The organism is Archangium lipolyticum, assembly GCF_024623785.1.
GTDB lineage: Bacteria > Myxococcota > Myxococcia > Myxococcales > Myxococcaceae > Archangium > Archangium lipolyticum.
This window is the reverse complement of the sequence record NZ_JANKBZ010000022.1, coordinates 51,952-77,872: the sequence shown is the minus strand read 5'-3', so window position 1 is coordinate 77,872 and position 25,921 is coordinate 51,952. Positions and strand designations below refer to the sequence as shown.

Annotated in this window: 23 protein-coding genes; 9 read left to right on the top strand and 14 right to left on the bottom strand. The window is 67.5% G+C overall.

What is annotated here, in order from left to right:
* Window positions 1-118: 118 nt before the first annotated feature.
* A complete protein-coding gene (locus tag NR810_RS35005; RefSeq protein ID WP_257458864.1) occupies window positions 119-2,254 on the top strand; it encodes an RCC1 domain-containing protein in 2,136 nt (711 codons plus the stop codon).
* Between the two features lie 17 nt (window positions 2,255-2,271).
* On the opposite strand, the gene NR810_RS35000 is transcribed toward NR810_RS35005, so the two are convergent.
* Window positions 2,272-2,961, bottom strand: coding sequence for a chloramphenicol phosphotransferase CPT family protein (locus NR810_RS35000; RefSeq protein ID WP_257458863.1), 690 nt, complete (start codon window positions 2,959-2,961; stop codon window positions 2,272-2,274).
* A gap of 161 nt (window positions 2,962-3,122) precedes the next feature.
* Here NR810_RS35000 and NR810_RS34995 point away from each other — a divergent pair, with 161 nt between their 5' ends.
* The 4 genes from NR810_RS34995 (at window position 3,123) to NR810_RS34980 (ending at window position 6,918) form a co-directional block, all read left to right on the top strand.
* Window positions 3,123-3,590: a nucleoside deaminase gene (locus tag NR810_RS34995; protein WP_257458861.1), complete on the top strand. Its 468-nt coding sequence runs from the start codon at window positions 3,123-3,125 to the stop codon at window positions 3,588-3,590.
* Between the two features lie 254 nt (window positions 3,591-3,844).
* Window positions 3,845-5,056 (top strand): MxcI protein, encoded by a 1,212-nt coding sequence (locus tag NR810_RS34990; RefSeq protein WP_257458860.1) that lies wholly within the window; start codon window positions 3,845-3,847, stop codon window positions 5,054-5,056.
* A gap of 53 nt (window positions 5,057-5,109) precedes the next feature.
* On the top strand, window positions 5,110-5,763 hold the full coding sequence (locus tag NR810_RS34985; protein WP_257458859.1) for an MXAN_6652 family MXYO-CTERM-anchored protein: 654 nt from the start codon (window positions 5,110-5,112) through the stop codon (window positions 5,761-5,763).
* A 174-nt stretch (window positions 5,764-5,937) separates the two neighbouring features.
* Window positions 5,938-6,918 carry a hypothetical protein gene (locus tag NR810_RS34980; protein WP_257458858.1) on the top strand — a complete coding sequence of 327 codons (981 nt, stop codon included), beginning with the start codon at window positions 5,938-5,940 and terminating at the stop codon, window positions 6,916-6,918.
* Between the two features lie 30 nt (window positions 6,919-6,948).
* On the opposite strand, the gene NR810_RS34975 is transcribed toward NR810_RS34980, so the two are convergent.
* The 3 genes from NR810_RS34975 to NR810_RS34965 form a co-directional block, all read right to left on the bottom strand.
* Complete coding sequence (locus NR810_RS34975; protein ID WP_257458857.1) at window positions 6,949-7,311, bottom strand: DUF4180 domain-containing protein; 363 nt, start codon at window positions 7,309-7,311, stop codon at window positions 6,949-6,951.
* Between the two features lie 18 nt (window positions 7,312-7,329).
* On the bottom strand, window positions 7,330-7,746 hold the full coding sequence (locus NR810_RS34970; RefSeq protein ID WP_257458855.1) for a helix-turn-helix domain-containing protein: 417 nt from the start codon (window positions 7,744-7,746) through the stop codon (window positions 7,330-7,332).
* A gap of 123 nt (window positions 7,747-7,869) precedes the next feature.
* Window positions 7,870-9,441 carry an FAD-dependent oxidoreductase gene (locus NR810_RS34965; RefSeq protein WP_257458854.1) on the bottom strand — a complete coding sequence of 524 codons (1,572 nt, stop codon included), beginning with the start codon at window positions 9,439-9,441 and terminating at the stop codon, window positions 7,870-7,872.
* A gap of 90 nt (window positions 9,442-9,531) precedes the next feature.
* Between NR810_RS34965 and NR810_RS34960 the strand changes: the two genes are divergently transcribed.
* Entirely contained in the window at window positions 9,532-10,269 is a 738-nt protein-coding gene (locus tag NR810_RS34960) for a TetR/AcrR family transcriptional regulator (RefSeq protein ID WP_257458853.1), read from the top strand.
* A gap of 102 nt (window positions 10,270-10,371) precedes the next feature.
* Here NR810_RS34960 and NR810_RS34955 read toward each other — a convergent pair whose 3' ends face one another.
* Window positions 10,372-11,838, bottom strand: a complete 1,467-nt coding sequence (locus tag NR810_RS34955) for an alpha/beta hydrolase (protein WP_257458852.1) — start codon at window positions 11,836-11,838, stop codon at window positions 10,372-10,374.
* A gap of 283 nt (window positions 11,839-12,121) precedes the next feature.
* Here NR810_RS34955 and NR810_RS34950 point away from each other — a divergent pair, with 283 nt between their 5' ends.
* Window positions 12,122-12,736: a glutathione S-transferase family protein gene (locus NR810_RS34950; RefSeq protein ID WP_257458851.1), complete on the top strand. Its 615-nt coding sequence runs from the start codon at window positions 12,122-12,124 to the stop codon at window positions 12,734-12,736.
* Here the strand turns inward: NR810_RS34950 and NR810_RS34945 are convergent.
* Complete coding sequence (locus NR810_RS34945) at window positions 12,646-13,725, bottom strand: AraC family transcriptional regulator (RefSeq protein WP_257458850.1); 1,080 nt, start codon at window positions 13,723-13,725, stop codon at window positions 12,646-12,648. The two genes, NR810_RS34950 and NR810_RS34945, sit on opposite strands and share 91 nt — an antisense overlap.
* A gap of 171 nt (window positions 13,726-13,896) precedes the next feature.
* Here NR810_RS34945 and NR810_RS34940 point away from each other — a divergent pair, with 171 nt between their 5' ends.
* On the top strand, window positions 13,897-14,346 hold the full coding sequence (locus NR810_RS34940; RefSeq protein WP_257458849.1) for a nuclear transport factor 2 family protein: 450 nt from the start codon (window positions 13,897-13,899) through the stop codon (window positions 14,344-14,346).
* Between the two features lie 14 nt (window positions 14,347-14,360).
* On the opposite strand, the gene NR810_RS34935 is transcribed toward NR810_RS34940, so the two are convergent.
* From NR810_RS34935 to NR810_RS34905, 7 genes are all read right to left on the bottom strand, one after another.
* Entirely contained in the window at window positions 14,361-15,314 is a 954-nt protein-coding gene (locus NR810_RS34935) for a hypothetical protein (protein ID WP_257458847.1), read from the bottom strand.
* A complete protein-coding gene (locus NR810_RS34930; RefSeq protein ID WP_257458845.1) occupies window positions 15,311-16,144 on the bottom strand; it encodes a hypothetical protein in 834 nt (277 codons plus the stop codon). Before NR810_RS34930 ends, NR810_RS34935 begins: the two co-directional genes overlap by 4 nt.
* A 25-nt stretch (window positions 16,145-16,169) precedes the next feature.
* Window positions 16,170-17,576: a pyruvate kinase gene (gene pyk / locus NR810_RS34925; RefSeq protein WP_257458843.1), complete on the bottom strand. Its 1,407-nt coding sequence runs from the start codon at window positions 17,574-17,576 to the stop codon at window positions 16,170-16,172.
* A 203-nt stretch (window positions 17,577-17,779) separates the two neighbouring features.
* A complete protein-coding gene (locus NR810_RS34920; protein WP_257458842.1) occupies window positions 17,780-18,985 on the bottom strand; it encodes a PD-(D/E)XK nuclease family protein in 1,206 nt (401 codons plus the stop codon).
* Window positions 18,982-21,327: a DEAD/DEAH box helicase gene (locus NR810_RS34915; RefSeq protein WP_257459018.1), complete on the bottom strand. Its 2,346-nt coding sequence runs from the start codon at window positions 21,325-21,327 to the stop codon at window positions 18,982-18,984. Before NR810_RS34915 ends, NR810_RS34920 begins: the two co-directional genes overlap by 4 nt.
* Before the next feature lie 64 nt (window positions 21,328-21,391).
* Window positions 21,392-22,126 carry a bifunctional nuclease family protein gene (locus NR810_RS34910; RefSeq protein ID WP_257458841.1) on the bottom strand — a complete coding sequence of 245 codons (735 nt, stop codon included), beginning with the start codon at window positions 22,124-22,126 and terminating at the stop codon, window positions 21,392-21,394.
* 120 nt (window positions 22,127-22,246) lie between these two features.
* The gene (locus tag NR810_RS34905; protein ID WP_257458840.1) at window positions 22,247-22,597 is read right to left on the bottom strand and encodes a CpXC domain-containing protein; all 351 of its coding nucleotides are present in this window, start codon (window positions 22,595-22,597) and stop codon (window positions 22,247-22,249) included.
* 86 nt (window positions 22,598-22,683) lie between these two features.
* Here NR810_RS34905 and NR810_RS34900 point away from each other — a divergent pair, with 86 nt between their 5' ends.
* Entirely contained in the window at window positions 22,684-24,504 is a 1,821-nt protein-coding gene (locus NR810_RS34900; RefSeq protein ID WP_257458839.1) for an AMP-dependent synthetase/ligase, read from the top strand.
* 117 nt (window positions 24,505-24,621) lie between these two features.
* Here NR810_RS34900 and NR810_RS34895 read toward each other — a convergent pair whose 3' ends face one another.
* Window positions 24,622-25,917, bottom strand: coding sequence for a citrate synthase (locus tag NR810_RS34895; RefSeq protein ID WP_257458838.1), 1,296 nt, complete (start codon window positions 25,915-25,917; stop codon window positions 24,622-24,624).
* Between the last annotated feature and the right edge of the window lie 4 nt (window positions 25,918-25,921).

Sequence of the window (25,921 nt, the reverse complement as noted above, 5' to 3'; positions counted from 1 at the left end):
GCCTTGAATGCAAAGCAGCACGGGGTGGTGCATGAATCGACTGCTGTTGGGTGTCTGGCTTGGCGTCTTGCTGTTGGCTGGCTGTGGGCGGTCTGGAGATGTTTCTGGTGAGCAGGGGATGCGCGCCTCTCCCCTGCGGGCCGCGCGGGCATCGGTCCGCGTCGCGGCGGGAAGCACTCATTCCCTGTCAGTGCGCCAGGATGGCACGGTCTGGGCCGCGGGCGGCAACTCCGCGGGCCAGTTGGGAGATGGGACCACGAGCCCTCGCCAGGTACCGGTGCGGGTGCGAGGCTCGAGCGGAGTGGTGGCCGTGGCCGCGGGCGGCGGACACTCGCTGGCGCTGCGCTCCGACGGCTCCGTGTGGGCCTGGGGGGACAATTCCTCCGGACAGCTGGGGGACGGGTCCTTCGCCAACCGTGTCGAGCCCGTGCGAGTTCAAGACTTGAGCGGGGTGGTGGCCGTGGCCGCGGGGGCGGGCCACTCGTTGGCGGTGTGCTCCGATGGCACCGTGTGGGCCTGGGGCAACAATTCCTCCGGCCAGTTGGGGGACGGGTCCTTCGACAACCGTGCCGTGCCGGTACGGGTGCAAGGCTTGAGCGGGGGAGTGGCCGTGGCCGCGGGTGTGGGCCACTCGCTGGCGGTGCGTTCCGACGGAACCCTGTGGGCCTGGGGTGACAACCTCTCTGGCCAGTTGGGCAACATGAGCGTCGAGCTCAACACGTCCCAGCCGGTGCAGGTGCAACGGGTGACCGGAGGGGTGGCCGTGTCCGCTGGCGCCAACCACTCGCTGGCGGTGAGCGCCGATGGCTCCGTGTGGGCCTGGGGGGACAACAGCTACGGCCAGCTCGGAATTGACCGCACCACGTTCGGGCTGTGGATTCCGGGGCGGATCCCACAGGTGCGCGGGAGCGTGGCCGTGGCCGCTGGCGACAACCACTCGCTGGCGGTGCGAGACGACGGCACCGTGTGGACCTGGGGCTACAACGGCCATGGCCAGCTGGGGGATGGCACCCTGGTCGACAACTCCGGGCCGGAGCAACTGCGAGGGCTGGTAGGCGTGGTGGCCGTGGCCGCGGGCAGCAACCACTCGCTGGCGGTGGGCGACGACGGCTCCGTGTGGGCTTGGGGCTCCAACGCGGAGGGCCAGCGGGGGGATGGGACCACGGGCCAGCTCTCCGCGCCGACGCAGGTGCCCGGGGTGAGCGGAGTGGTGGGCGTGGCCGCGAACACCTTCCACTCGCTGGCGGTGAGCGCCGACGGCACCGCGTGGGCCTGGGGCTACAACAGGAGTGGCCAGCTCGGAAATGGCACCACACGCAACAGCCCGGCTCCCGTGCGGGTGGAGGGGCTGGAAGGGGTGGTGGCCGTGGCCGCGGGCAGCAGCCACTCGCTGGCGCTGCTTGGCGATGGCACCGTGTGGTCCTGGGGCGACAACACCTTTGGCCAGCTCGGGGATGGCACCAGGGCCAGCCGCTCCGTGCCAGCACGGGTGCCAGGGCTGCAAGGGGTGGTGGCCGTGAGCGCGGGCGGTCACCACTCGCTGGCGCTGTTGGCCGATGGCACCGTGTGGGCCTGGGGTTACAACTTGAACGGCCAGCTGGGGGATGGCACCAAGACGTACCGCTACGTGCCGGTGGCGGTGAAGGGGCTGGAAGGGGTGGTGGCCGTGGCCGCGGGCGGTAACCACTCGTTGGCGGTGCGCTCCGACGGCACCGCATGGGCCTGGGGGGAGAACGTCAAGGGTCAACTCGGGGATGGCTCCCTGGCCAGTCGCCTGGCGCCCGTGGAAGTGAAGGCAGCGGGCAAGGTCGAGGCCGTGGCCGCGGTCTATGGCTTCTCGCTGGCGGTGGGCTCCGACGGCTTCCCGTGGTCCTGGGGCGACAACAGCTCCGGCCAGCTGGGGGATGGCACCACGACCTCTCGCTCGGTGCCGATGCCTGTGCAAGGGCCGGGCGAGGTGGTGGCCGTGGCCGCGGGCAGCAGCCACTCGCTGGCGCTGAGCGCCGATGGTGGCGTGTGGGCCTGGGGCCACAATGCCCGGGGGCAGGTGGGGGATGGCACCTTGGACCGGCGCCTCGCGCCCGTTCGGGTGCAGGGCTTGTGCGGCGTGGTGGCCCTGGCCGCGGGTGGTGCCTTCTCGCTGGCGGTGCGCGACGATGGCACCGTGTGGACCTGGGGTGACAACGCCTTCGGCCAGCTCGGCAATGCTCCGCCCGTGTATGCGACCCTGGTCGTTCGCTCCCTGCTGGATTGAGCGCGACAGGAGCCCTCTTACGAGCGGCCAGCGGGTGAGGCCTGGCCAGCCTGGAACCGCTCTCGCAGCTGCGCGAAGGCAGTCGGCTCGGGGTGGGTGCGCACGTACTCGTGGATCCGGGCCGCACACTCCTCGGGAGAGGCGCGCGACGTATCGACCTCCACGTCGTACAACCCATGCGCATGCACCGTGGCGTAGTGGCTACGCGCATGTCCGCGCGGGGACGTCGCACGCTGCCGCTCTCGCTCCTCGAGAGCCTCCAGGGGAATGCGAACACCGACAAAATACGCGTTCACGGAGCGCAGCGCGTTCGCGAAGTCAGGGAGCCACTCGCGCTCGTAGAGGATGTAGTCCACGATGACGTTGTTGCCCTGCTCCGCGAAGGCCGCGATGGCATGGTGCATGCCCGCGATGACTCGCTGCCCCTTGGGTCCGAAACGCAGCGTGAAGAGCGGCGAGCCGCTCTCGTCCGTGGAGGGTACGCCATAGAGCACCTGCTCGCCGTCGGGAGGAGCGCCCATGAAGTAGCGCGGCGGCAGCATGCCGACGAGGATCGAGTCGATGCCCATCGCCATGTAGGGCTCCTCGAAGAGCTCCTGGAGCTTCTTCTGGATGCTCGTCTTTCCCGCGACCGAAGGGCCATTCAGCACGATGACGTTGCCGCCCGTACCGTGCTCTTCGTTCACGTGAGGTTTGTCGGAGTGCATCGGATTCTTCCTATTGAAGCGATTGCTCACTGGAAATCATCGTCGGAATAGAAGATGCGTTGACCAACCATAAGCCAGATTCGCCGGCGTCGATCGGCTCCTCGCCGCGCTGGCCGTGCGTGCTACCCTGAGCATGCACCCTGACAGTCACGAGGGACACCATGAGACCGGAGGACACGCAGCACCTGATGCATGCCATCGACCTGGCACGACAGGCCCGGGCACGGGGAGACAATCCCTTCGGCTCGGTGCTGGTGGACGCGAGGGGACGCGTCCTCCTGGAGGGCAAGAACACCCAGGGGACGACGAGGGACTGCACCGGCCATGCGGAGTCCAACCTCATGAGCGAGGCCACCCAGCGATACCCTCCCGAGGAGCTGGTTGGCTCCACCCTCTACGCCAGCACCGAGCCCTGTGCCATGTGCGCGGGCGCCATCTTCTGGGGCGGCGTGCGGAGGGTCGTCTTCGCGCTCTCCTCCGCGGAGCTGAGCCAGTTCACGAACCCCTCCGCGCCCACCCTTCGCATGTCCTGCCGCGACGTCTTCGCCCGCGGCTCCGAGCCCACCGAGGTGGTGGGTCCGGTGGCGCTGCCGGAGGCCCGTGAGGTGCACGAGGGCTTCTGGAAATAAGCGGTGCCTCGATGACGTCGAGGTCACGACCCTGAACATCCAGCGCTTCAACGGGAAGAGTCTCTAAGGCGATCGCCCGGGTGGTCGGTCCCTGATCCTCAACGCTTCCTGACATAAGGGGACACACGAACCTGCTTCTTGACAGGACGCGGCAATGGATTTAACACGTGCTGAAAATGAGAATGCGTATCAATTTCATTTTTGTGGGGCACTGACCCCCCACTTCCCCCCACGGCAGAAAGGCAGTTCCCCCCATGAAGCATCCTGTTTCCTTCCTCTCCTCGAGACTCTCCTCCGCGATGCTCGCCTTCGCCCTGCTCTCCGGTTGCGGTGACGAACCGGGCAACGGCGATACCAGGCCGCTGTACGCCATCACCACGCAGCTGTTCTCCTCGGACCCGATGGAGAGCTACGTCATCGTGACGGACCAGGCGGAGCAGACCGCGACGCTCTCGCTGGACAACGCCATCAAGGTTCCCGGCCGCGCGCTCGGCGTGGGCAGTCCCAAGTCTGGCTCGCTCTATTTGGTGAGTGACGAGAGCGCGACGATCACCCGCTACAAGCTGACGAGCAGCGGAGGCCTGGAGCAGGCGGGAACCCTGAGCCTCGAGGGCCAGGGCATCTCGTCGCTCGGGGAGTACCAGAACAACTTCCAGTTCATCTCGGCGACCAAGGCGTACTACTTCGACGGGACCACCGCCCAGCTCGTCATCTGGAATCCCTCCGAGATGACGGTCACGAAGACCATTCCGCTCGACGCGCTGAACATCCCGGGCACGATCCTGTCCTTCTCGGGGGCGATCGTGCACCTCGACAACCAGATCATCATGCCCGTGGGCTGGCGTCCGGTCTCGGGAGTGGGAATCACCAGGAAGGCGGGCGTCGTCTCCGTCGACACACGGACGGATGAGCCCACCATCGCGATGGATGACCGGTGCGGCTACACGCACGATGCCGCCGTCGGCCCCGATGGCAAGGTCTACATCGCCACGGAGGCGTACGGCGCCGCGGTGTACCGGGTGGTGGGAGGGGACACGCCGGAGCCGTGCCTGCTCAAGTTCGATCCCCAGACGCGCACCTTCGATCCCTCCTTCTACGAGGAGCTCGGCTCGCTGGTGGGTGGAGGCACCGCGGGTGCGCTCATCCCCGGCCCCCAGGGAACGGCCTACGTGCGCGTGCTCGATGAGAGCATCGCCCCCGTGAACGAGGGCACCCATCCCCGTACCGTGGCGAGTGGGACCGGTTGGCAGTGGTGGCAGTTGAAGCTCGACACCCTGACCGCGACGCGGAGGACCGATTTCCCGTCCACCACGGGCAGTGTCTTCCTCTTCGAGTCGCAGAATCAGACTCTCTACAGCGAATTCGGGGCAGGCAGCGCGTCGACGACCCTGCACGTGCTGGGCGAGAGCGGCAGGCCCACCGTGACCACGCAAGGGCTCTCCTTCTCCTTCCTCCAGCTGCGCTAGCGCACATTCCCGCTGTAACGACACGATTGCCTTCACCCATTCATGGAGTTCCGATGCGTTTTGCCTTCCGTACCGTGGGCGTGGTTGCTGTCTGGCTGTTGTCGACTCCCGCTCTTGCCACCAGCACGGGCATCACCGGTCAATCCGGCAAGGAGGGGCCCGCGTGCAACATGTGCCACAAGGGGGGGCCGACCCCCACCGTCGAGTTCCAGGGTCCCACGACGCTCGCTCCGGGAGAGACGGGCCGGTACTCGTTCATCATCCGGGGTGGGGCCGCGAAAATAGGAGGTGTGGACATCGCCGTGGATAACGCGGCGGCGGTTCTCCAGGCCGGAGAGGGCCTGAAGAAGCTGGGGAGCGAGCTCACCCACTCGGCGCCCAAGGCCTTCAATGGCAACGAGCTTCGTTTCGACTTCTCCCTGGTCGCTCCCTCCACGGATGTCACCCTCACGCTCTTTGGCGCCGGGAATTCCGCCAACGCGGACCTCGACAGCGGTGGCGACAAGCCCGCGGCCACGAAGTGGAGCGTGAACGTTGGCAAAGGCTCGCCCGACGCGGGATCGGGCTCACCCGACGCGGGCTCGGGCGGCACGGGCGACGAAGGTGATGATGACAAGGGAGGTTGCTCCACCACGGGTGGCTCGCCCGTGTGGATGCTCGCGATGGCCGGAACCTTCCTGGCCCTGCTCTGCCGTCGCCAGGGCTGAAATCCGTTCACGGACACCGGGCTGACGTTCTTCGTCCAGCCCGGTGTCCTTCTTCGTCAGCCGCGCGTGAGCTCGGCTCAGCGTCTGTTCGTCGTGGCCCGTGTCAGGTCTCCCGGGGCTCCCGCGTCCCAGGCGGCAGGCCGGACTGGCCCCCCTCTTTCAAACGAGAACGTCATGACGCTCCGCGCCGAACGCATCTTCCTTCCCACCGACTGCGCGCCCGAATCGCTCTGCTGGAGCGGAGATGCGCTCATCGACTGGGTCTCCGGCGGTCTCCGCCATGGCCTGGACGGAAGCTCCTTCGATCCCTGTGTGCGCTATGGCTACCGCTTCGATGGCGCGGTGATGTCCCAGGACGGCCAGTACGCCGTCATCTACGAGCGGCTTGGCACGAAGGGGCTCCTGCTGCGGCAGGGCAAGTTCGTGCGTGAGCTCAACCGCAGCTACTACCACGCCGAGGCCTACGAGTACCCCGTGGCCCTGTGTACGCTCCCGAGTGGCCGCACGCTCCTGGCGCACTGCCCCGACGAGTACTGCCGCCTGGAGCTGGAGGACGCGGAGACAGGGGAGCGGCTCACCCGGCGCGAGGGCGATTCTCCCGACGTCTTCCACTCCCGGCTCCAGTTCAGCCGCGATGGCCGTTACCTGCTCAGCGCGGGGTGGGTCTGGCATCCCGTGGACGTGTTGTATGTCTTCGACGTGGCCCGCGCGCTCGAACGGCCCGCGTCCCTGGACGAAATGCGCGAGCTCGAGCTGGGGCTGGGTGACGTATTCGTGGAGTTCTACTCGGCGGCCTTCGGTGAGCGCGACACGCTCGTCTTCCATTGCTCGGGTGACGAAGAGGTCGATTCGGCGCCCCTCATGTCGTATTCGCTCACCGAAAAGCGGGTGCTGTCCAAGGCTCCGCTGGAGCGGCCCGCGGGGACGATGATGGTGATGGACGGGTACGTGGTGAGCTTCTTCGAGCACCCCCAGCTCATCGAGCTCGCGACCGGCCGCTTCGTGGAGCGCTGGCCCGAGCTCGGCACGGGCACGCAGTCCAGCAGCATCTGCCGTGGGGTTGGGTGCCTGCCTCCACTCGCGATGGATCCCGTGGGGCGCCGCTTCGCCGTGGGGACGAAGAAGGGCATCGAGGTCGTCCGCTTCGTCCCGTAGCTGGCGGGCGGGCCCGCCCGTCCGGGTGTTCTATGTGAGCTTCTGTTCGAGCGCGGCCAGGTTGGGGACGAACCAGATCGTCTCCCCGCGGTTCGACTCGCGGACGAAGTCCCTGAGCGCGTCGCTCGCCTCGACCGCCGCGGCGATGTCGCCCAGGATCGCCACCCGGAGCCGGTAGTTCACGAACTTCTGGAGGATCTCCCCAGCGAGGCGCGAGCGAAGCTTCAGGAAGTCCGGGGTGAGGCGCTCCAGCGGAATGGCGACCATCTTCACGTCCGTACCGAAGAGCTCGCCGATGACGTCGGTGGCATCACGGTCGCTTGCCATTACCGGCCCATCGGCCGCGCATAGGAATACGCGCACGCCCGCGAGCTCGAGGATTCTTCCAGTCATTGCGTGTAGCCTCCAGTCTCATGCTTCCAGCCAGGCCTGAACGAGCCGGATGAGCTCGGCCGTGTCACCCGGAGAACCGAACATCACGATCTTCAGGTGCTCGCGCTCAGGGTCATAGGCGGTGTCGACGCGGACGGGGGCAGGGTGGGCCTCCCGGCTGCCCACGACGGCGACGACCCGGTTGGCCATCCGGATCGCGGCCTCCCGGCCGATGCCGGGGATGTCGATGATGCTGGTCACCTGGGCTGTCGGGACGGGGGGACCGCGCCTGGGGCTTGCCCCGCCGAACGCCTCCAGGTCCGAGCGAAGGATCCGGTACGACTTGCCGATCCGTGTCGCCCTGAGCCGTCCGTCGCGGATGAACCGCAGCACGGTCTTGGCGTGCAGCCTCAGCCGCTCGGCCGCCATCTCAACCGTGTAGAACTCCTCGGACATACCCGGCTCCCGCTCCGGTTCGTGTTCCCTATTGTTCCATGAAGTGCTCGATTCTTGGGGAGTATATAGCACTTTGTGGAGCAATTGGCACTGCGACCTGCAACGCGAACGCAGGGTCAGGCCTCAGCAGGCCAGCGTGGCGCACGACACCCGCTCGAGGGCTTCGCCGAGCGAACGGAGTGGATCCGCCGGCAGCTCGATCGCGCGCCAGGCCACGTATCCATCCGGACGGATCAGCGAGGCCCCTCCTGCCCCGAGGCCGAAAGCCGTCCGGAAAGTGCTCTCATCGGACGGACGCACATCGATGCCGATGCGGAGGCACTGCACATCGATGCCCAACTGCTTGCCGATCCGCGCTGCGGCGGGGCACCACCGCGCGTCCTGGGCAAGCAGCACCCAGCCTCGCTGGAACAAGTCGAGCGTGGACACCCGCTCGCCGTCCCTGGTCATCCACAGATGCGGCGCGCGCGTGCCGGGTTGACCAGCCCACTGCTCGGGCCGCAGCGCGGGCGGGAGTCCGTCACCGGCATCGAGCACCGCGGTCGAGCGATACAGCTGACCCAACTCCATGGCGTCGTCGTCGATGATCGGCACGTCCCTGGCGGTCCCGGCCGCGTCCGACGCGTAGTCGCTTCGGGCGAAGAGCTGCCCATGCCGGAGCCACGCGATCGGGCGCCGTTCGGCGTCGTAGGTGTCGAGCAGCCGCGGCGTCGATGCACCGGAGAGGACCGCGGACAACTTCCACGCGAGATTGTGCGCATCCTCGATGCCGGTGTTCGCACCATAGCCACCACGCGTAGGCGGCAGGGTGTGCGCGGCGTCCCCGGCCAGGAAGATCCTACCGGACGCGAAGCTGTCCGCGATGCGTGCGCTCAGCTCCCAACGGCCGGTGGTGATGAGCTCGACCTCGAGGTCCGTCCTGCCGATCGCCTTGAACACCATTGCCCTCAACGTGCCTTCATCGCGTTCCTCGTCATCCGAGAACATCAGCACCCAGCGACCATCGCCGTAGGTCGTGAGGAATGCCTTGAGTCCCGGCTGGTCGATGTTGAACTGCGAGATCCCCGAGCGAAGGTACTCCTCGAGCGGAGCCCGGAAGAGAACGCTGCGCAGCGTCCGGATGGAGCCGCGTCCCTGCTGGCCGATTCCCAATGCCTCGCGAATCGGGCTGGCATGGCCATCCGCCGCGATCAGGTATGCGGCCCGCATCGCGTACTCTCGTCCATCGCGAGCGCGCAGCGAGGCGACGACACCATCCGCATCCTGTTCGAACCGGATCAACTCCGTTGAGAGCCGGATGTCGGCACCGAGCGCGATCGCCTTCTCACGAAGGATGGGCTCGAGACGATCCTGGGAGAGCGCGGCGCCCGCGCACGGCGAGTACTCGAGCCTGGGCGACTGCCGGGTCTCGGGTGTCCAGGGGGTCTCCTCGAACCACTTCCCGGCCAGACTCTCGACCCGGCTCCGGCGCAGCCGGAAGTCGGCCGGCATCTGTGGAATGCGAGGGCCCAGCCCGATCGCACGAAAGAGCTCCAGCGTCCTCGGCGTGTAGCCGATCGCACGCGGATGCGGAGAGCTGCCTGGGTGCCGCTCGACGAGGACGGTGGGCACCCCGCGCCAGGAGAGGAACATCGCGGCCGACAAACCCACCAGGCCGCCCCCGACCACGAGCACCGCGGTTGACTCTGCTTTCATGACTGGCTCCGATACGCTGTATTGGCCGATACAGTGTATCGGCCGGGCAGGGTTGTCAACCGCGCTCCATTCGGGACAAGAAGAGCCGCGATGCCCGCTCGAAAAAAACCGCCCGCAGCCGAGGCGGCGCTCATCTGGGAGCGCCCCGAGCCCGCGAACCGTCCCGCGCCCGGACCCCTGAGCAGGGACCGGATCGTGCGCGCCGCCATCGCGCTCGCCGACAAGGAAGGCCTCGCCTCGGTGTCGTTGCGAAAGGTCGGAGCCCAGCTCAATGCCGGGCCCATGCGGCTCTACGGCTATCTGTCCACCAAGGAGGAGCTGCTCGAGCTCATGGTGGACGTGGTCTACGGCGAAATGGCCTCCGCCGGGCAGCTCCGCGGCAACTGGCGCGAGGTGCTCCGGTCGATCGCGCAGCGCACCCGGCAGGCGGCCAGGAAGCACAAGTGGTTCATCGACCTGCTGGGAGGCCGTCAGCATCTCGGCCCGAATGCCCTGGCCTATTCCGAGGCCTCACTCGCCGCGCTGAGCGAGACGCCGGGCTTCGAGAACATCGATGACGTCCTCCATGCCGTCAGGACCGTCAATGCCTACGTCATCGGCGCGCTCCTGAGTGAAGCCAGCGAGCTGCGTGCCGAGCTCGAAAGCGGCATGAACGAGACGGAATGGCAGAACGCCACGTGGCCCTACATCCAGCGGATGATCGCCACCGGCCGCTTCCCGACGCTCGCCAAGGTGGTTCGGGACGCCACCCACCCATCGTCCGACGTCAGGTTCGACAGGGGGCTGGACTGCGTGCTCGACGGCATCGCGGTACGACTCTCGCGCTGAACGCTGAGCGTCGTCATCTGGCAGATGAAGCCGGGTCCTTGGTGCGCCTGCCCAGGCGGAAGCGATCGATGCCTACTATGAGCAATCCGTCCGGAAGAACCTCTATTGATGGGGCTGACCCCGGCCCGATGATGCTAGGGGTCGAATCGAGCAGGCCGCACGAGGCGCTCGCCGCTTCTGGACGAAGGTGCTCACCGCGGCCTTGAAGCAATCTGGCGCCGTGAAGAGCAGGAAGTGCGGCCCGCCCTTGACGGTGAACAGATTGACGCCAGCGGCTTTGGGCAGGAGCCGGATATGGGCCTGGGCGCCAGCATGGGGTGTCTTGGGGTCCATGTCGCCCTGGAGAACGAGGACTGGCGGAAGAGCGGTGGGAGACCGGCCGAACCACTCGTCGCGCGGATAGGCCAGAGACGCCCGACCGACGAGCTGGCCCGGCAGGCTGCTGACGAACAGGAACCGGGCGGCTTCGGCTTCCACCTGGGCCTTGGTGAGGCCCGGCCGGGCGTTGTTCTCGGATGCGCTGATGACACTGACGAGCGGGATGGACATCGACGACTGCGGAAAACGGCCGAACTGGGCGTTCAGTGCCTCCAGGTCCTGCTGGACCTGCCGCAATGGCTCGAGGTCGCCGCCCCTCAGGCCCGCGAGGACCAGGGGAATCCGCGCCCGCAGCTCCGGGCCATCCAACAGTGCGCCGAAGAAGAGTTTCGGACGCCCCCCGGGGACGGACGCGGACAACTTGGAGTCGTCGACGAGCCCCTGCATGGCGGCAACCGCCGAGCCTCCGAGACGAGCACGGCAGCCCGGGTCCGCATCACACTGCGCGAGAACCGCGCGGCCCACCTCGTCGACGACGGCAGAGCGATGGCTGAGGTCCCATTGCTCGGCCGTTTCCGGAGGGACGAGGGAATCGAGCACGATCCCCTCGAGGCGCCGCGGTGGGGCGACCGTCATCATGCGCAACACCAGCTGCGTGCCGTAGGAGACCCCATAGAGCCACGTCGGCCGGCCGGCGGAGTAGCGCTCCATCAGCGCGCGCAGATCGTAGGCGGCGTGGGTGATGGTGAAGGCGCGGGTGCGCTTGGAATCGGACTCCAGCGCCTCGAAGCATGTCGCCCACTCGGCGCCTTGAAGCGCGGAGCCACCGTCGCTGTCGGCGGCCTCCTCCTTCTGGCAGAGCCGGCTCGAGAAACCGGTCCCGCGATGATCGGGGACCAGCAGGTCATATCCCGGGAAGGCGGCCCGCAGGGTCTTCAGCAGAGGGTAGAACGAAGCCCCTGACTCGCCGGGCCCGCCCGCCACGAGCCAGACCTGCCCGGCCGATCGCCCCGGAGCCGGGAACTTGCGGATGAAAAGCTCGATCCTCTCACGGCTCGGATCCGCGTAGTCCAACGGTGCGCTGAAGCGAGCGCAGAGGGAGCCGGCGAGGGCGTCATCCTCCTTCGCGTCCGGGCAACCGATGAACTCATCGGCACGGGCCGCCGTGCCCTGATCGGACGCGTGCGAAGAACCGCTCAAGACGAGTGCGCCCCAGACCGCGACCACGGCTGCAAAAGTGGGATGCTTCATGTTCGTTCGTGCTCCGAGAGAGCCCGGGAACTTCACAGAGAAGACCTGTGAGCGCAATCCAATGGGGGCCGTGGTGCGCCAGACTCAGGCACTTTGATGGGGTTGTGAGCTTCCACCTGGGCCTGGTGAGGCCCGGCCAGGCGTTGTTCGACGGGTGTCTCCAAGGGGACTGGCCGCATGCGCCAGAATGACTTACCGGACGCGCCACGCCTGAGCGAGCCACTCACATGAACGGCCTCGCGGATCCATCGTTCAGGACTCACATTGTTTCGGAGGAGAACCGATGAAGCTCTACTTCAATCCCCAAAGCCGCGCGGTCGTCAGCAAGTGGATGCTCGATGAGTGTGGTGCGGAGTACGAACTCGTGCCCATCGACTTCGCGAAGCGCGAGCACAAGACGCCGGAGTTCCTGAAGATCAACCCCGCCGGCAAGCTGCCGGCGCTGGTGGATGGCGAGACGAAGGTGTTCGAGGGAGCGGCCATCTGTTTGTACCTCGCCGACAAGTACCCCCAGGCCAACCTCGCGCCGAAGATCGGCTCGCCGGAGCGGGGGCGCTATCTCTCCCTGATGGTGTATTCGACCTCGCAACTCGAACCCGCCATGGCAGACAGGATGCTGAAGGTGGAGACGCTGCCCCAGCGTGGCTGGACGGACTTCGAGACGGCGCTGAATGTGGTCGAAGAGGAGCTGGGCAAGGGACCTTATCTGTTTGGTGACTGGTTCACCGCGGCCGACGTGATGATCGGCTCGATGTGCATATGGATGCGGAGGTGGGCCTCGCCGACCGGCCGGCCTGCAATCGATGCCTATGTCGAGCGGCTGCTGGCCCGTCCCCATGTCATGAAGGTGGGAGGAGACGTTTCCGGCCCGCCCCGGGCGCCGGAGCGCGCCCGGTAGTACTCGGGGCTGGAGCCCGTCCAGCGCTTGAAGGCCCGGTGGAAGGCCGTCGGGTTGGAATAGCCCAGCAGGAAGGAGATCTCGGAGATGCTCAGCCGCTTCTCCAGGTAGACCCTCGCCAACTCCTGCCGAAGCCCATCGAGCAGCACCTCATGGCTGATTCCCTCCTCTCTCAGCCGGCGCTGGAGGGTACGAGGGCTCATGTGGAGCTTCGCCGCCACCGCCACCAGGCTGTAATCCCCACCGCCCAGTGCCCCGCGCAGCGCCGTCCGCACCTGCTCGCTCAACAGGCTCGTGGAAGGCAACTGCTCGACCTTCACCTTCGCCTGTTGCTCGAAGAAGGAGAGGAAGAGCGCGTTGGCGTGGGTGAGCGGCAGGTCCAGCGTGGCGTTGGAGAAGGCAATCTCCGTGGTCGGTGCTCCGAAGAAGACCGGAGTGCCGAAGAAGGCCTCGTGCGCAGAGGTGTCGGAGGGGGGCTCGTGTTCGAAGTGCACCCACAGGGGCACCACGGGCGTGGCGGTGAGCGCACGTGTCGCCAGCAGCAGCTCCGCCAGGATGCACTCCGCGAGGAGCCAGTGGACCGGCCGCCGTGGCTCATGCGAGAGGAAGCGGAGCCTGCCGCCACCCTCACAGGGCTCCAGGGCGAGGCGCTCGAAATCCTCCCAGAGCCGCTGGTAGCGAAAGGCCCGTTCGAAGCCCTCTCGTAGCGTGGGACTGGCCATCAGCACCAGCCCACCGACGCCATAGGCTTCCAGCGTGAACTCCCGCGCCAGCTCGAGCCCCAACGTGGGCTCCTTCACCCGGGAAGCGAGCGCCTCCATCAGCCGCTCGAACGCGGAGAGGGGAATACGTGCCTCGGGGTCCCGCAGCACGGCGGGGTCCAGGCCCGCATCCTGGCAGAGCGAGCTCTCATCCAGTCCACGCCGCCGGGCCAGTGCCAGCTGGGGGAGTGCCAGACGAGCGGAGATCTGGATGGACGGATGGGTCATCCGCGTGCGCCTCCAGGAAAACGCTAGGGAGATGTGGCGCGTCCTGCAAGTCACTCTGGCGCATCGGGTCAGTCCTCGCGGTGCTCACTTCGAGCGTGGTCCGCATCTTTCCATATGAAAGGTGCCTGGCTGGATCGCTGCTCCAGCGGGCTTGAAAGAAAGGGAACGGTCATGGAGAGCACGGTCGCGGAAATGGAGCTGGGGACAGGCGCGCGCATGTCGAAGGACAACGCGGGTCTCTTGAAGTGGATTTTCGAGGAGATGGACAGGGTGATGGATGCGAAGCCCTTGCTCGACCACATGGCGGAAGACGTGGTCTGGAAGGTGACGATTCCGGACGGAACGCCCCTCAGCGGAGAGTTCCGCGGCAAGCAGGCCGTGATCGATTACTACTCCCGGCTGCCTGAAATCGCCGAGTTCCACCAGGAGCGGCCCCAGGAGTTCATCGACCACGGTGACCAGGTCATCGTCCTGGGGGACGACTCCTTCCTCGTGAAGAAGACGGGGAAGACCTTTCGCAGCGAGTACGCGGTCGTCACGGACTTCCACCAGGGGCTCATCACGAGGATGGTGGTGATCCAGAACCTGTGCGGCATCGCCGACGCCTATCGCGACAGCTGACCCACTCCTTCACGTCACAGTTGGCAGTAGCAAGGGCTGGTGTTACAGACGCATTCGTTGTTGGAGCAGTATTGATTCTTGCAGCACAGATAATAAGTGGCTCCGCACGCGCCGGAGCCATCGCACACATCGGGACCGTAACAGCCGCGCCCATCGTCACAACCCGTGCCGGCGGGCTTGGGCGGGTAGGTGCAGGCTCCAGTGGCCGGGTTGCAGGTGCCGGTAGGATTGAAGCACTGGCCCGGGGGGGTGTTGCAGGCCTTGGCGGTTCCCCCGCACGCGCCGGAGCCGTTGCACTTGTCGTCGGAGGTGCAGGCATTGCCATCGTTGCAGAGCGTTCCCGTTGACAGGGGGGCGTATTGGCACGTGCCGCTGGCGCAGGAGCCGACAGGCGCGAAGCACTGGTCCGGCGCTTTGTCGCAGGCGGAGACGTTGCAGCAGATGCCATCCACACAGAAGCCGGAGTCGCACATGCGATTCTCGGTGCAGCCCTTTCCGAGCCCCACCTTGGGAATGCACTCGGTCCCGTTCTCGTAGTGGCTGTCCAGACAGCCCCCACACTGTCCGTTCTCGCAGGCGCGTCCCTTGTACGTGCATATCGTGCAGGCTGGGTCGCAGGGGAGTCCCTCGTCCGGGGTGCCGTCGCAGTCGTCGTCCTTGCCGTTGCACACCTCGTCCACCGCGGACACGGCCCCTTCACAAGGCCCATAGGCCCCTCCCGTGTCGCAGGGGCGCTTACCGGCCTGGCACTCGCCCATGTCCGGGCCGCAGAGCGCCGACGTGCCGGGTCGACATGCCGTGCCCTGCTCGGGCTGGCAGCGGCCCTCCACGCAGACATAACCCGTCAGGCACGTGTTCTCGCTGTCACAACGCCGTGCGTCCTCCTGGTTGAAGTCGTCGATCGTTGGTACCAGACAGCCCGTGAGCAGCACTCCCAGCAGGGCCGCCATCTTCAGGAGCATCCTCATCGCGCTGCCTCCGTGTGGGGCACTTCTTCTCCGCCGGACAGCAGCCAGGTGACGACCGCACCCGTGGCCAACAGCCCGGCCGCGCCGAAGAGGACGTTGGCCACGCGCGCGCTTCCCAGGGCCTCGTCGCGGTGTGCGGCCATCGGTTGCTGGTAGCTCGCGTCTCGTGCGTCCTGGATCTGCCCGCGTGAGCGCAGCCCGAAGAAGCCGCCCACTCCGCCCGCGACTACTCCGGCTCCCAGCAGCGCCAGGCTCGGCGTGGGCACGGACACGCTCCCCATCCTTACCGAGGAGGGTAGCCACGGGCGCTGCTCCGTCTCCGGCACGAGCTCCACCGAGGGTGTCTCCGGGCGATCGTCCGGGCTGGGCGCTCGAGCCTGGGGCTCGGTTTCCGGGAGCTTCAGCTCCTTGCGCACCGCTTCTCGAAGCTCCTCGAATTCCTGCTCCACCTTGGGAGAGGTGCGCACCGGTAGCCGGGCCTGTGGGTCCAGCAACAGCGCCGTCTTGAAGGACGTGCGCGCCTCCACGCGCCGGCCCATGTCCGCGAGGATGAGTCCCTCGAAGAGCGAGATGCGCACGTCCTCGGCGAGACTTCGCGGCTGGCGCCGGGCCTGGGCAAGCTGCTCCAGGGCGCGTTCGTACTCGAGTGCCTCGTACAGCCGCTCGGCGGCGGTGATGTAGCGAGCCGCTTCATTCGGCGCGGGAGGCAGTTGGACCTTCTTCCCGGGCTGGGTTCGTTTCGTCTGGGCCGTGGCCGCGTACAGCGGCGTCAGCGCCACCCAGACTCCGAGCGCGGCAACGGACATGCGACGGCGGACATCGGTCTTCATCAGCGCCCACTCCCGGGTTGGCTCCTCAAATCCGGTGCACCGACATCATGTTGGTGCGCCCCGGCTCGTTGAGCGGCACACCGGCCACGATGACCACGGGCGTACCCGCCTGGCAGATGCCCATCTCCTTGCACAGCCGGCGCACCTGCCGGAGCATCGCGTCCGTCGACTGGCAGCGCCCCACCTGCAGCGGCTTCACGCCCCAGTAGAGCGCCATGCGGTTCACCGTCTCCGGGTTCGGCGTCAGCGCGACGATCCGCGCCTTCGGCCGGAACTCGGAGATGAGCCGCGCCGTCAGGCCCCGCTCCGTGTACGCCACGATGGTGCCGATGTTCATCTGCTCGGCCGCCGCCGCCGCCGCCGCCGCCACTCCCGTGGAGATGTCGTCTCCCGAGTTCGGGAACGGGGCCGGGCGGAATTCGCTGCGCATCACCCCCGACTCCGTCTCCTCGACGATCCGCGCCATCGTCGCCACCGCCTCCAGCGGGTATTTCCCCGCCGCCGTCTCCCCCGACAGCATCACCGCGTCCGCTCCATCCAGGATGGCGTTGGCCACGTCCGACACCTCGGCGCGCGTGGGCCGGGCGTTGTTCACCATGCTCTCCAGCATCTCCGTGGCGACGATGACCAGGCCTCCCATGCTGTTCACCGTCCGCACCATGTGCTTCTGGATGGCCGGCAGCTTCTCCAGCGGCATCTCCACCCCCAGGTCCCCTCGCGCCACCATGATGCCGTCCGCCTCGCGCGCGATCGCCTCCAGGTTCGTCACCGCCTGTGGCTTCTCGATCTTCGCGATGAGCGGTGTGCCCCGCTTGGACACCAGCTGGCGCGCCCTCCGGATGTCGTCCGCCGTACGCACGAAGGAGAGCGCCACGTAGTCCACGCCCACCTCCTGTCCGAAGGCCAGGTCCTCCTCGTCCTTCTCCGTGACGGTGGGCACCGACACGTGCGCTCCCGGCAGGTTGAGGCCCTTGTGGTCCTTCAGCACGCCTCCCAGCTCCACCAGACAGGTCACGTCCTTGCCCTGGACCTTCTGCACCTTCAGCCGCACCCGCCCGTCATCCAGCAGGATGGGGTGGCCCGGCTCCACGTCCTTGGGCAGCGAGCGGATGGGCGTGGGGATGATGTTCTCGTGGCCCATCACCTCGCGCGTGGTGACGATCACCGTCTGGCCCGTTTTCACCTCCAGGCACCCGCTCTCGAACTTGCCCAGGCGGATCTTCGGCCCCTGGATGTCCTGCAGGATGCCCACCGGCACCCCCAGCTTGCGCGAGGCGCGCCGGATGAGGTTCACCCGACGGCGGTGCTGATCGTGCGTCCCGTGCGAGAAGTTGAGCCGCGCCACGTTCATGCCGGCCCGGATGAGTCCCTCAATGACCTCGGAGGAGTCCGAGGACGGTCCCAGCGTGCAGATGATCTTCGCCTTGCGCATGGGTCCGCATCCTAGGCACACCCCGCCTCCTTGACAGCTTCCCAGCCTCGGGAATACTGCCTCCCCACGCGCGGGCGAGAGAGCGACGGCGTCGGCGCGGCGGTCCTTTTCTGTCTTTCCAAGGGGTTTCCACCCCTACGTTGCGAGAAAGCCCGGCTCCCTGGGAGGGGGGGCCGGGCTTTCGCCTGTCCGGGGTTGCTCGCTCAGGGCCCCGAGAACGGTTTCGGGATGGCTCCCACCGCGCTCGCCCCATGGGTCTCCAGGGCGATGGGGCAGTAGGTGCGGTGGTCACACGCGATGCACGTCTTCAGGTCCGGTGCGCGGCGGGGTCCGCCGTCAGGCGTGGGAAGCCGCCGCCAGGTGTCGATCCAGGCCTTCGAGAGGGGCTCGCCCCGGATCTCCAGGGCCACCGCCGTCTCGATGAGGGAGACCGGCTGGTCGAACAATCCCGCCCCCGTCTCCGCCCGCGCCGCGTCGAGCGGGATGATGTACAGCGAGCGGTGCATCCGCAGCTGCTCGCTGAGGGGTGGCACCGGGCGGTCCCAGCGGTGGTTGCGCAGCGCCTCCACGTCCTCGGCCGTGGCGCCTTCGATGGGCTCCCCCAGCCGGGCCCGCTCCGCCAGCCGTCCGAGCACCTCCCGCGAGGGGTGCACCTCGGTGAGGAACAGCAGGATGCCGGCGCGCACGGGGCGGGCGCCCTCCTGCCTCGAGCGCAGCCACGCATAGGTCTCCAGCTGCCACTGGTAGACGCGGAGCATCTCGTCGGAGGGCTCCGGGCGGTCCGTTCCCTTGTAGTCGACGATGATCTCGAAATCGCCGTCCTGGAGCGGCAGCACCTCCTGGAGCTTGCGCACGAGGACGTTGTCGGTCAGGGCCCGGATGTTCGCGGCCGCCAGCACGTCGACGATGCCGCTGATCTCGAAGAAGTCCGCGCGCCGGGGATGGCCCGTCTCGGGCATGTCCCGCAGGCCGTGCAGGGGGATCTCGGGCCGATCGATGAGCGGAAAGAGGTGGGGCCCCCAGAGGTTGATGGCCTCATGGGCGCGCAGGTTGGCGCTCCGGGCCTCCTCCTGGACGGGCTCGGGGTTGAACTGGTTGGTGGGGGCGATCACGTTGCGCGGCCGCAGCCGGGTGCGATCCACCGTCACCTGCAGCTCGTGGGAGAGCGCGTAGTCCCAGGGGAAGGCGCGGTAGCGCGGGTCCGACGAGGCGTCCCTCCAGGACAGGTACGCATCCTCCATGACGCCGTGGATGAAGCCTCCGAACCACAGCTGCACGGGGGTGGAGGGCGGCAGCCGCCCCCGGTTCTGCAGGCGGTACTGCAGGCCGCAGCGGTGGAACGCGAGCAGATCCCCCGTGAGGCTGTAGTTGGGGATCTCCTTGTAGTCCTCGCGAGGCGTGAGCTTCATTGCAGCGTCACCGTGTAGGAGGTGCGGGGTCCCAGGCTCTGGTCCTCGTCGCGCCGCGTCCAGGCCGCGACGTTCGCGGTGCCCTTGGCGATCCCTCCCCGGTGGGCCACCAGCAGGAGCGTCTGCCGGGCCCGGCTCGCCGCGACGAAGTACTTGCGCACCAGGTCGTCGAAGCGCGCATCGCGCTCGGTGCGCCACTCATCCACGTACCGCGCGAACGGTCCGAACTCCCGCGTGAGCAGGTTGGGCTTGTCGGGATCGCGATCCGGGTAGCGCAGCGCCGGGTGGGCATGGCCGTCCTTGATCCAAGAGCCGATGTCGACGATGACCATGGGGTACTCCAACCCCTTGGCCTGGTGGATCGTCAGGACCGGGAGCCGGTTGGGCGGCAGGGTCTCCAGCAGCTCCTCGTCCAGCTCGAGGTCTCCGGCGGCCAGGGGCACCAGGCAGTTCCAGAGGAACTCGCGGACGCTGGCCGGGACGGGCCCGTTCGCGTCGTAGGCGATCTTCGAGCCCCATCTGCCCAGGGACTCCCCCTGTGACAGGCAGCGCTGGATGACCTCCAGGTACGCGAGCCCCTCCAGGTCATCCTGGAAGTAGGGGAGCCAGGTGACGAGCCGGTAGATGACCTCGGACACGAGCAGCGTCCTCGGGCCCTCGGCGCGGGTCGAGCGCGCGTTGCGCAGCGAATCGATGTACTGGTGCAGGTCCATCCCCGGCTGCACATGGGCGGGCGGTGACGGCGTGAAGGCCCGAGCGTCCCGGCGCCATTGCTCGAAGGTCTCGCGGATGTCGCGAGGGAGCCGCTCGTTCGCGCAGAGCGCCTCCGTGGGATCGAAGGCCTCCAGGAGCAGACCCAGGAGCACGCGCAGCCCGGTCACGTCCGCGAAGTCCCGGCCACGCGGGTTGAAGAGCGGAGGGCCCCCCAGCCGCTCGAGTTCGTTGCGCAGGTACCCGATGAAGGTGGGCTCGTTGTCGTTGCCTCGCTCCTGCGCGCTGGCGGCGATGATGGCGATGTCGCTGGCCGAGCCGCGCTCGTGATCGATGGAGATCTCCTCCGAGCCGGGCGTCGGACGCCACCCCTCGCGCGACAGGACGGAGCAGATGACCCGCGCCACCTCCCGCGCGAGAGGCTCCGCCGTCTTCCCATCCTTCACCAGCAGGTAGACGGGAACGCCGCTGTCCTCCCTGCCCGGTGGCGCCACCAGCGGCGGTTTGGGCGTGCGGCCCTCCATGTAGCCGGGATCGTTGGTCACGAACTCCTGGCAGTACCGGATGATCTCCCGCGTGCTGCGCCGGTTCACCACCAGGGGATGCCGCTGGGGACGCTGGCCGATGTGGCGCTCGTAGCGCTCGACGAAGTCGCGGAAGAGACCGACGGTCGCGCCCCGGAAGCGGTAGAGCGCCTGATCGTCGTCTCCCACCACCACGAGCGCTCCTCCGTTGCGGCGCGCATGCGCGGCGAGCCCGAAATAGATGCGCTCCTGCAGGTGATCCGTGTCCTGGTATTCGTCCACCAGGATGAGCCGCAGCGTCCTCGCGAACTCCTTCAGGGAGCCGTTCTCCAGGCGCTCGAGGAAGAGGGAGGACAGCCGCGTGTAGTCCGCGATGCGCAGCGACTCCATCGCGCGCTCGAAGTCCTGGAGGGCCTCGAAGGCGACCCTGGCCCCGGGGTGCGGATCGGGCTGCGCCAGGTACCTGCGCGTGTCCACCCCCGAGGTGAGGCAGAAGAAGCGGAGCTCGTAGAGGAGCCGGGCCTTCTCCGCGGTGCTCAGCCCCACGGGCCAGCGCCGCCCTCGTAGACGTCTCAGGTAGTCGGTGAGCAGGTCGTCGTTGTGCCGCCCGCGGGCGAAGAGGCCCTCCTTGAGCAACAGACCCCGGGCGACGAAGGGCTCGATGGGGATCGGCGGAGGATCCCTCGGCGCCTTGTGCTCGTTGAGCACCCCCTGCACCAGGCTGTCCAGCGTCCCCGTGCGCACGAGGTTGAGGTCGATCAGGCGCAGCCGCTCATAGGCCTTCTCCGGGAACTGATCTCGCAGGGCCCTCACCAGCTGCTGCCCGCGCGAGAGGATGCGCGATTGCAGCTCCCTCGCGGCTTTCTTGGTGAAGGTCGTCGCGACGATGGTCTCGGGCGGAACCGCCTCCACGTACACCGCATGGAGGCATTTCAACGTGAGCGCCGTCGTCTTGCCCGTTCCCGCCCCGGCGGTGATCTGCATCGGGGTGCCGGAGCCGGGCTGGACGATGGGCCCCAGCCCCGAGGCGTCGATCCCCATGACTCCGGAGACGAGCTGCCAGAAGAGATCGGCTGAGATCCGCGCGGGCCCGCTCTCAGAGGTCATCACGAGCACACCACCTTAGCCGTGGGGCTCGGGACCGTCAATCCAGGTGACGGCCCAGGTTACATCACAGGCTGATCTCGTCCGTCTTCTCGGGCACCAGCTTCGGGGCGAGGCCCGGAGGCGGCATGCCGTGGTGCGGATCCCCGGGCATGGGTACCACCTGCTCGTCGCCGGGGCCGCTGCCGCCCACGCCCGGACCGCCCTCGCGCAGCGAGTCGATCTCGTCGCGGGTGATGCCGGCCTCGTCCAGCACCTTGCGCGTCACCATGATGCGCGCCTGGCCATCCAGCGCCATGGCGATGGAGTCCGAGGGCCGCGCATCCAGGGCCATCTTGCGCTTGCCCTGCGTGAGGAAGACGCGGCCCGTGTAGATGTCGTCGTGCAGATCGTCGATGCGCACCTCGACGACCTTGCCGCCCAGCTCCGTCACCACCGAGCCCAGCAGATCCTGAGCGAGCGGTTGGGGCGGCCTCAGGTGCGCGAGCCGGAAGGCGATGGCCACGGCCGCCGACTCGTCCACGAAGATGGGGAGCACCATCTCCCCGTCCGAGGTGGTGAGCACCACGGCGTGTGTCTGCGCCTCGACCAGGGGGATCACGTCGCGCACCTGGAGCTCGACCAGCTCCTTGCAGGCGGCGGGGTTTCCACCCTTCTTCGGCACGCACGCCGTCTCGTCATCCACGGCCGCGGCCTTGGGCGAGGAGTGTGCACCGGAGGCCGGGAGGAAGACGCCTCCCAGGGCAAGCAGCGCGGCTGAAAGCGGACCAAGGAGGAACGTGGCAGCGATGGGCGTTTTCACCCTGCAAACGTGTACATGTGCGCTGGGGCCGGGAGGGCTCCGCGCCGTGCCCGCCTGCTCCCCAGCCTCACACCAGCCGCTCCCCGTTTTCGTCCGCTCGCGGGGGTAGACAAGCGAGCTTCAGCGCTCGTCCTCGTCCTCGTCGTAGTCCTCTTCGTCCTCGACGTCCTCGTCCTCGTCGAAGTCGAGCTCCTCGTCGTCGGACTCCTCGTCCTCGTCGGACTCGTCGTCCTCGTCGAGCTCGTCCTCCAGATCCTCGGTCTCCAGCGCCAGCGAGACGGCGAACTTCTTGCCGAGCACGGCCACCTGGGTCCGCATCTCGGTGAGGGCCGAGACGAAGTCCTCCTGGACGTTGGTGGGCGCTTTTTGACCGCAATGCGGGCAGACGAGTTTCTCCGTCCCGTCAATGAGATCCTGAGCGTCCAGCTCGAAGGTGCCCTCACACTTCTGGCAAGTGAGATCGATCGTCATGTGCGTCGCGCGGAATACATAGGGCTCCCGTTGGCTGTCAACGCCCGTGGCGGGGGGGAACCCGGTTTCAGTAGCTTGCGCTTCCCATGGACACTCCCAGGACCCTGGTGCATGCGCTGCATGATCAAGCCACCCGGCGACAGTACCGTCCGGCCCTGTGGACGCGCAGGGGCCGGACGTACATCCCCACCTCGTGGCACGAGTATGCCCTCCGGGTGAAGCGCTTTGCCCTGGGGTTGCTCTCCCTGGGGTTCCGGAGTGGAAGCGCCTTGCCCATCCTCTCCTTCAACCGCGAGGAGTGGCTCGTGGCGGACCTGGCGGCCATGGCCCTGGGAGGCATGCCGGTGGGGGTCTACACCACCAGCAGCGTGGAGCAGGTCCAGTACATCGTCGACCACTGCGAGGCGGAGTTCCTCGTGGTGGAGAACGAGAAGCACCTGGCCACCGCCCTCGCCGTGCGCGAGCGCGTGCCCCGGCTGCGTCACATCATCGTCCTGGAGTCCAATCCGGCCCTCCCCGAGGGCGTGCTGCGCTATTCGGACGTGCAGGCGCTCGGTACCGGTGCCGACGAGGCGCCCTACTGGGGGGCCGTCAACACCCTCCAACCCGAGGGGCTCGCCACCCTCATCTACACCTCCGGCACCACCGGCAACCCCAAGGGGGTCATGCTCAGCCACCGCAACCTCGTGTGGACGGCCCATCATCTGATGCGCGCCACCGGCATGCGCGAGGAAGGGGAGGCGCTGTTGTCGTACCTGCCCCTGGCGCACATCGCCGAGCAGATGCTCAGCCTCCACGGGCCGCTGCTCATCGGTGCCGAGGTGTTCTTCGCGCGCTCCATGGAGTCGGTGCCGGAGGACCTGCGAGAGGCCCGGCCCACGCTCTTCTTCGGCGTGCCGCGCGTGTGGGAGAAGTTCAAGGGCCGCATCGAGGAGGCCCTCCGCGAGCAGCCCGCCTCCCGCCAGAAGGTGGTCTCCTGGGCCCGCCAGGTGGCCGCCGAACGCAATGCCCTCGCCATCCGTCACGAGCGCGTTCCCCTGTTCCTGGAGGGCCAGTATCAGCTCGCCCGGCGCTCCGTCTTCCAGTCCCTGCTGGGGAGGGTCGGGTTGGATCGCGCCCGCTTCGTCGTCAGCGGCGCCGCCCCCATCGGCCGGGACGTGCTCGAGTTCTTCGCCTCGCTCGACCTCGTCCTGCGCGAGGTCTACGGCCAGTCCGAGGTGTGTGGCCCCACCACTCTCAACACCCTCGAGGCCACCCGCCTGGGCTCCCTCGGCCGGCCCATCCTGGGCGTCGAGGTCCGCATCGCCGGTGACGGGGAGATCCTCGTGCGCAGCGGCGGCGTCTGCATGGGGTATTTCAAGGACCCGGATGCCACCGCCGAGCTGCTTCGTGAGGGGTGGTTGCACTCGGGCGACGTCGGCCAGCTCGACCCCGAGGGGTTCCTCCACATCACCGGCCGCAAGAAGGAGATCCTCGTCACCTCCGGCGGCAAGAAGACCGCACCCGCTCACATCGAGATGCTCCTAAAGGCCGTGCCTCCCGTCGGCCACGCGCTCGTCATCGGCGAGCGCCGCAAGTTCCTCGTGGCCCTCCTCACCCTGGATCCCGAGCGCTCCCGGGCGCTCGCCCGACAGCAGGGCTGGCCCGAGGAGCTGTCCGCACTCGCCGTGGATCCCCGCCTGCGCCAGCACCTCCAGGCCTCCATCGAGCACGAGGTGAACCCCCGCCTGGCCCGCTTCGAGGGCATCAAGCGCTTCGCCGTGCTCGCCCAGGACTTCTCCATCGACGGCGGTGAGCTCACCCCCAGCATGAAGATGCGCCGCCAGGTCATCGAGGCCCGTTACAAGGACCTCATCGAGTCCTTGTATGCAGACGCGGAGTCCCCGGGGGTGGTCCAGGCGGGGTAGGGGAGGGGGTAGAAACGGCGAGAGGGCCGCGGGTTCCAGGTCCGTAGACCCTCACCCCAGCCCTCTCCCAGAGGGAGAGGGTGCCCGGAACCCCTGGCACCCTCACCACCACTGGTTCTACTTGCGATCCGTCATCGGCACGTAGTCGCGACGCTTCGAGCCCGTGTACACCTGACGCGGACGCGCGATCTTCTGCTCCGGATCCTTCACCATCTCCTGCCACTGCGCGCACCAACCCACCGTACGCGGAATCGCGAAGAGCACCGGGAACATCTCCACCGGGAAGCCCATCGCCTCGTAGATGAGCCCCGAGTAGAAGTCCACGTTCGGGTACAGCTTGCGCTTCACGAAGTAGTCGTCCTGCAGGGCAATCCGCTCGAGCTCCACCGCGATCTCCAGCAGCGGGTTCTTGCCCGTCACGTCGAAGACCTCGTCCGCCACCCGCTTGATCACCTTCGCGCGCGGGTCGTACGACTTGTAGACGCGGTGACCGAAGCCCATCAGCTTCTTCTCACCCTCGCCGGTCTTCACCGCCTTGATGAAGTCGGGCACCTTCGAGATGTGGCCGATCTCGCGCAGCATCCGCAGCACCGCCTCGTTGGCGCCGCCGTGCAGCGGGCCGTAGAGGGCCGCGATGCCCGCCGCCACCGCCGAGTACGGATCCACCTCGGACGAACCCACCGTGCGCACCGACGTCGTCGAGCAGTTCTGCTCGTGGTCCGCGTGCAGGATGAACAGCACGTCCAGCGCCTTCTCCAGCGTCGGGTGCACCTTGTACGACGCCGTGCCGATCTTCCGGATCATCGCCAGGAAGTTGCCCACGTAGGACAGGTCGTTGTCCGGGTAGACGTACGGCAGGCCCATGCTGTGGCGGTACGAGAAGGCCGCGATCGTCGGCATCTTCGCGATGAGCCGGGTGATCTGGATGCTGCGGCTGCGCTCGTCCTTGATGTTGCGCGCGTCCGGGTAGAAGCCCGAGAGCGCCGCCACCGTCGAGGCCAGCATGGACATCGGGTGCGCGTCGTAGCGGAACCCGTCCATGAAGGACTTGATGTTCTCGTGCACGTACGTGTGGTGCGTCACGAGGTAGCTGAACTCCTCCTGCTGCTTCTGCGTGGGCAGCTCACCATTGAGCAGCAGGTACGCCACCTCGAGGTACGAGGAGCGCTCGGCGAGCTGCTCGATGGGATATCCCCGGTACTCAAGGATGCCCTTGTCGCCATCGATGAAGGTGATGGCGCTCTTGCAGTTGGCCGTGTTCAGGAACGCCGGGTCGTAACCCATCAGACCAAAGTCGTCCTCTGAGACCTTGATCTGCCGGAGGTTGTTCGTCCGAATGCAGCCATTCTCGATCGGGACCTCGTACGTCTTCCCGGTCCGGTTGTCCGTGATCGTCAGCGTGTCCTTTGGCATGGGC

Excerpts from the sequence above, each read along its gene's own strand:
- NR810_RS34975 (WP_257458857.1), bottom strand. The coding sequence starts at position 7,311 with ATGACTGGAAGAATCCTCGAGCTCGCGGGCGTGCGCGTATTCCTATGC.
- NR810_RS34980 (WP_257458858.1), top strand. The coding sequence starts at position 5,938 with ATGACGCTCCGCGCCGAACGCATCTTCCTTCCCACCGACTGCGCGCCC.
- NR810_RS34955 (WP_257458852.1), bottom strand. The coding sequence starts at position 11,838 with ATGAAGCATCCCACTTTTGCAGCCGTGGTCGCGGTCTGGGGCGCACTC.
- NR810_RS34995 (WP_257458861.1), top strand. The coding sequence starts at position 3,123 with ATGAGACCGGAGGACACGCAGCACCTGATGCATGCCATCGACCTGGCA.
- NR810_RS34965 (WP_257458854.1), bottom strand. The coding sequence starts at position 9,441 with ATGAAAGCAGAGTCAACCGCGGTGCTCGTGGTCGGGGGCGGCCTGGTG.
- NR810_RS34990 (WP_257458860.1), top strand. The coding sequence starts at position 3,845 with ATGAAGCATCCTGTTTCCTTCCTCTCCTCGAGACTCTCCTCCGCGATG.
- NR810_RS34950 (WP_257458851.1), top strand. The coding sequence starts at position 12,122 with ATGAAGCTCTACTTCAATCCCCAAAGCCGCGCGGTCGTCAGCAAGTGG.
- NR810_RS35000 (WP_257458863.1), bottom strand. The coding sequence starts at position 2,961 with ATGCACTCCGACAAACCTCACGTGAACGAAGAGCACGGTACGGGCGGC.
- NR810_RS34920 (WP_257458842.1), bottom strand. The coding sequence starts at position 18,985 with ATGAAGCTCACGCCTCGCGAGGACTACAAGGAGATCCCCAACTACAGC.
- NR810_RS34915 (WP_257459018.1), bottom strand. The coding sequence starts at position 21,327 with ATGACCTCTGAGAGCGGGCCCGCGCGGATCTCAGCCGATCTCTTCTGG.
- NR810_RS34895 (WP_257458838.1), bottom strand. The coding sequence starts at position 25,917 with ATGCCAAAGGACACGCTGACGATCACGGACAACCGGACCGGGAAGACG.
- NR810_RS34945 (WP_257458850.1), bottom strand. The coding sequence starts at position 13,725 with ATGACCCATCCGTCCATCCAGATCTCCGCTCGTCTGGCACTCCCCCAG.
- NR810_RS35005 (WP_257458864.1), top strand. The coding sequence starts at position 119 with ATGCGCGCCTCTCCCCTGCGGGCCGCGCGGGCATCGGTCCGCGTCGCG.
- NR810_RS34930 (WP_257458845.1), bottom strand. The coding sequence starts at position 16,144 with ATGAAGACCGATGTCCGCCGTCGCATGTCCGTTGCCGCGCTCGGAGTC.
- pyk (WP_257458843.1), bottom strand. The coding sequence starts at position 17,576 with ATGCGCAAGGCGAAGATCATCTGCACGCTGGGACCGTCCTCGGACTCC.
- NR810_RS34940 (WP_257458849.1), top strand. The coding sequence starts at position 13,897 with ATGGAGAGCACGGTCGCGGAAATGGAGCTGGGGACAGGCGCGCGCATG.
- NR810_RS34985 (WP_257458859.1), top strand. The coding sequence starts at position 5,110 with ATGCGTTTTGCCTTCCGTACCGTGGGCGTGGTTGCTGTCTGGCTGTTG.
- NR810_RS34935 (WP_257458847.1), bottom strand. The coding sequence starts at position 15,314 with ATGAGGATGCTCCTGAAGATGGCGGCCCTGCTGGGAGTGCTGCTCACG.
- NR810_RS34960 (WP_257458853.1), top strand. The coding sequence starts at position 9,532 with ATGCCCGCTCGAAAAAAACCGCCCGCAGCCGAGGCGGCGCTCATCTGG.
- NR810_RS34970 (WP_257458855.1), bottom strand. The coding sequence starts at position 7,746 with ATGTCCGAGGAGTTCTACACGGTTGAGATGGCGGCCGAGCGGCTGAGG.
- NR810_RS34905 (WP_257458840.1), bottom strand. The coding sequence starts at position 22,597 with ATGACGATCGATCTCACTTGCCAGAAGTGTGAGGGCACCTTCGAGCTG.
- NR810_RS34900 (WP_257458839.1), top strand. The coding sequence starts at position 22,684 with ATGGACACTCCCAGGACCCTGGTGCATGCGCTGCATGATCAAGCCACC.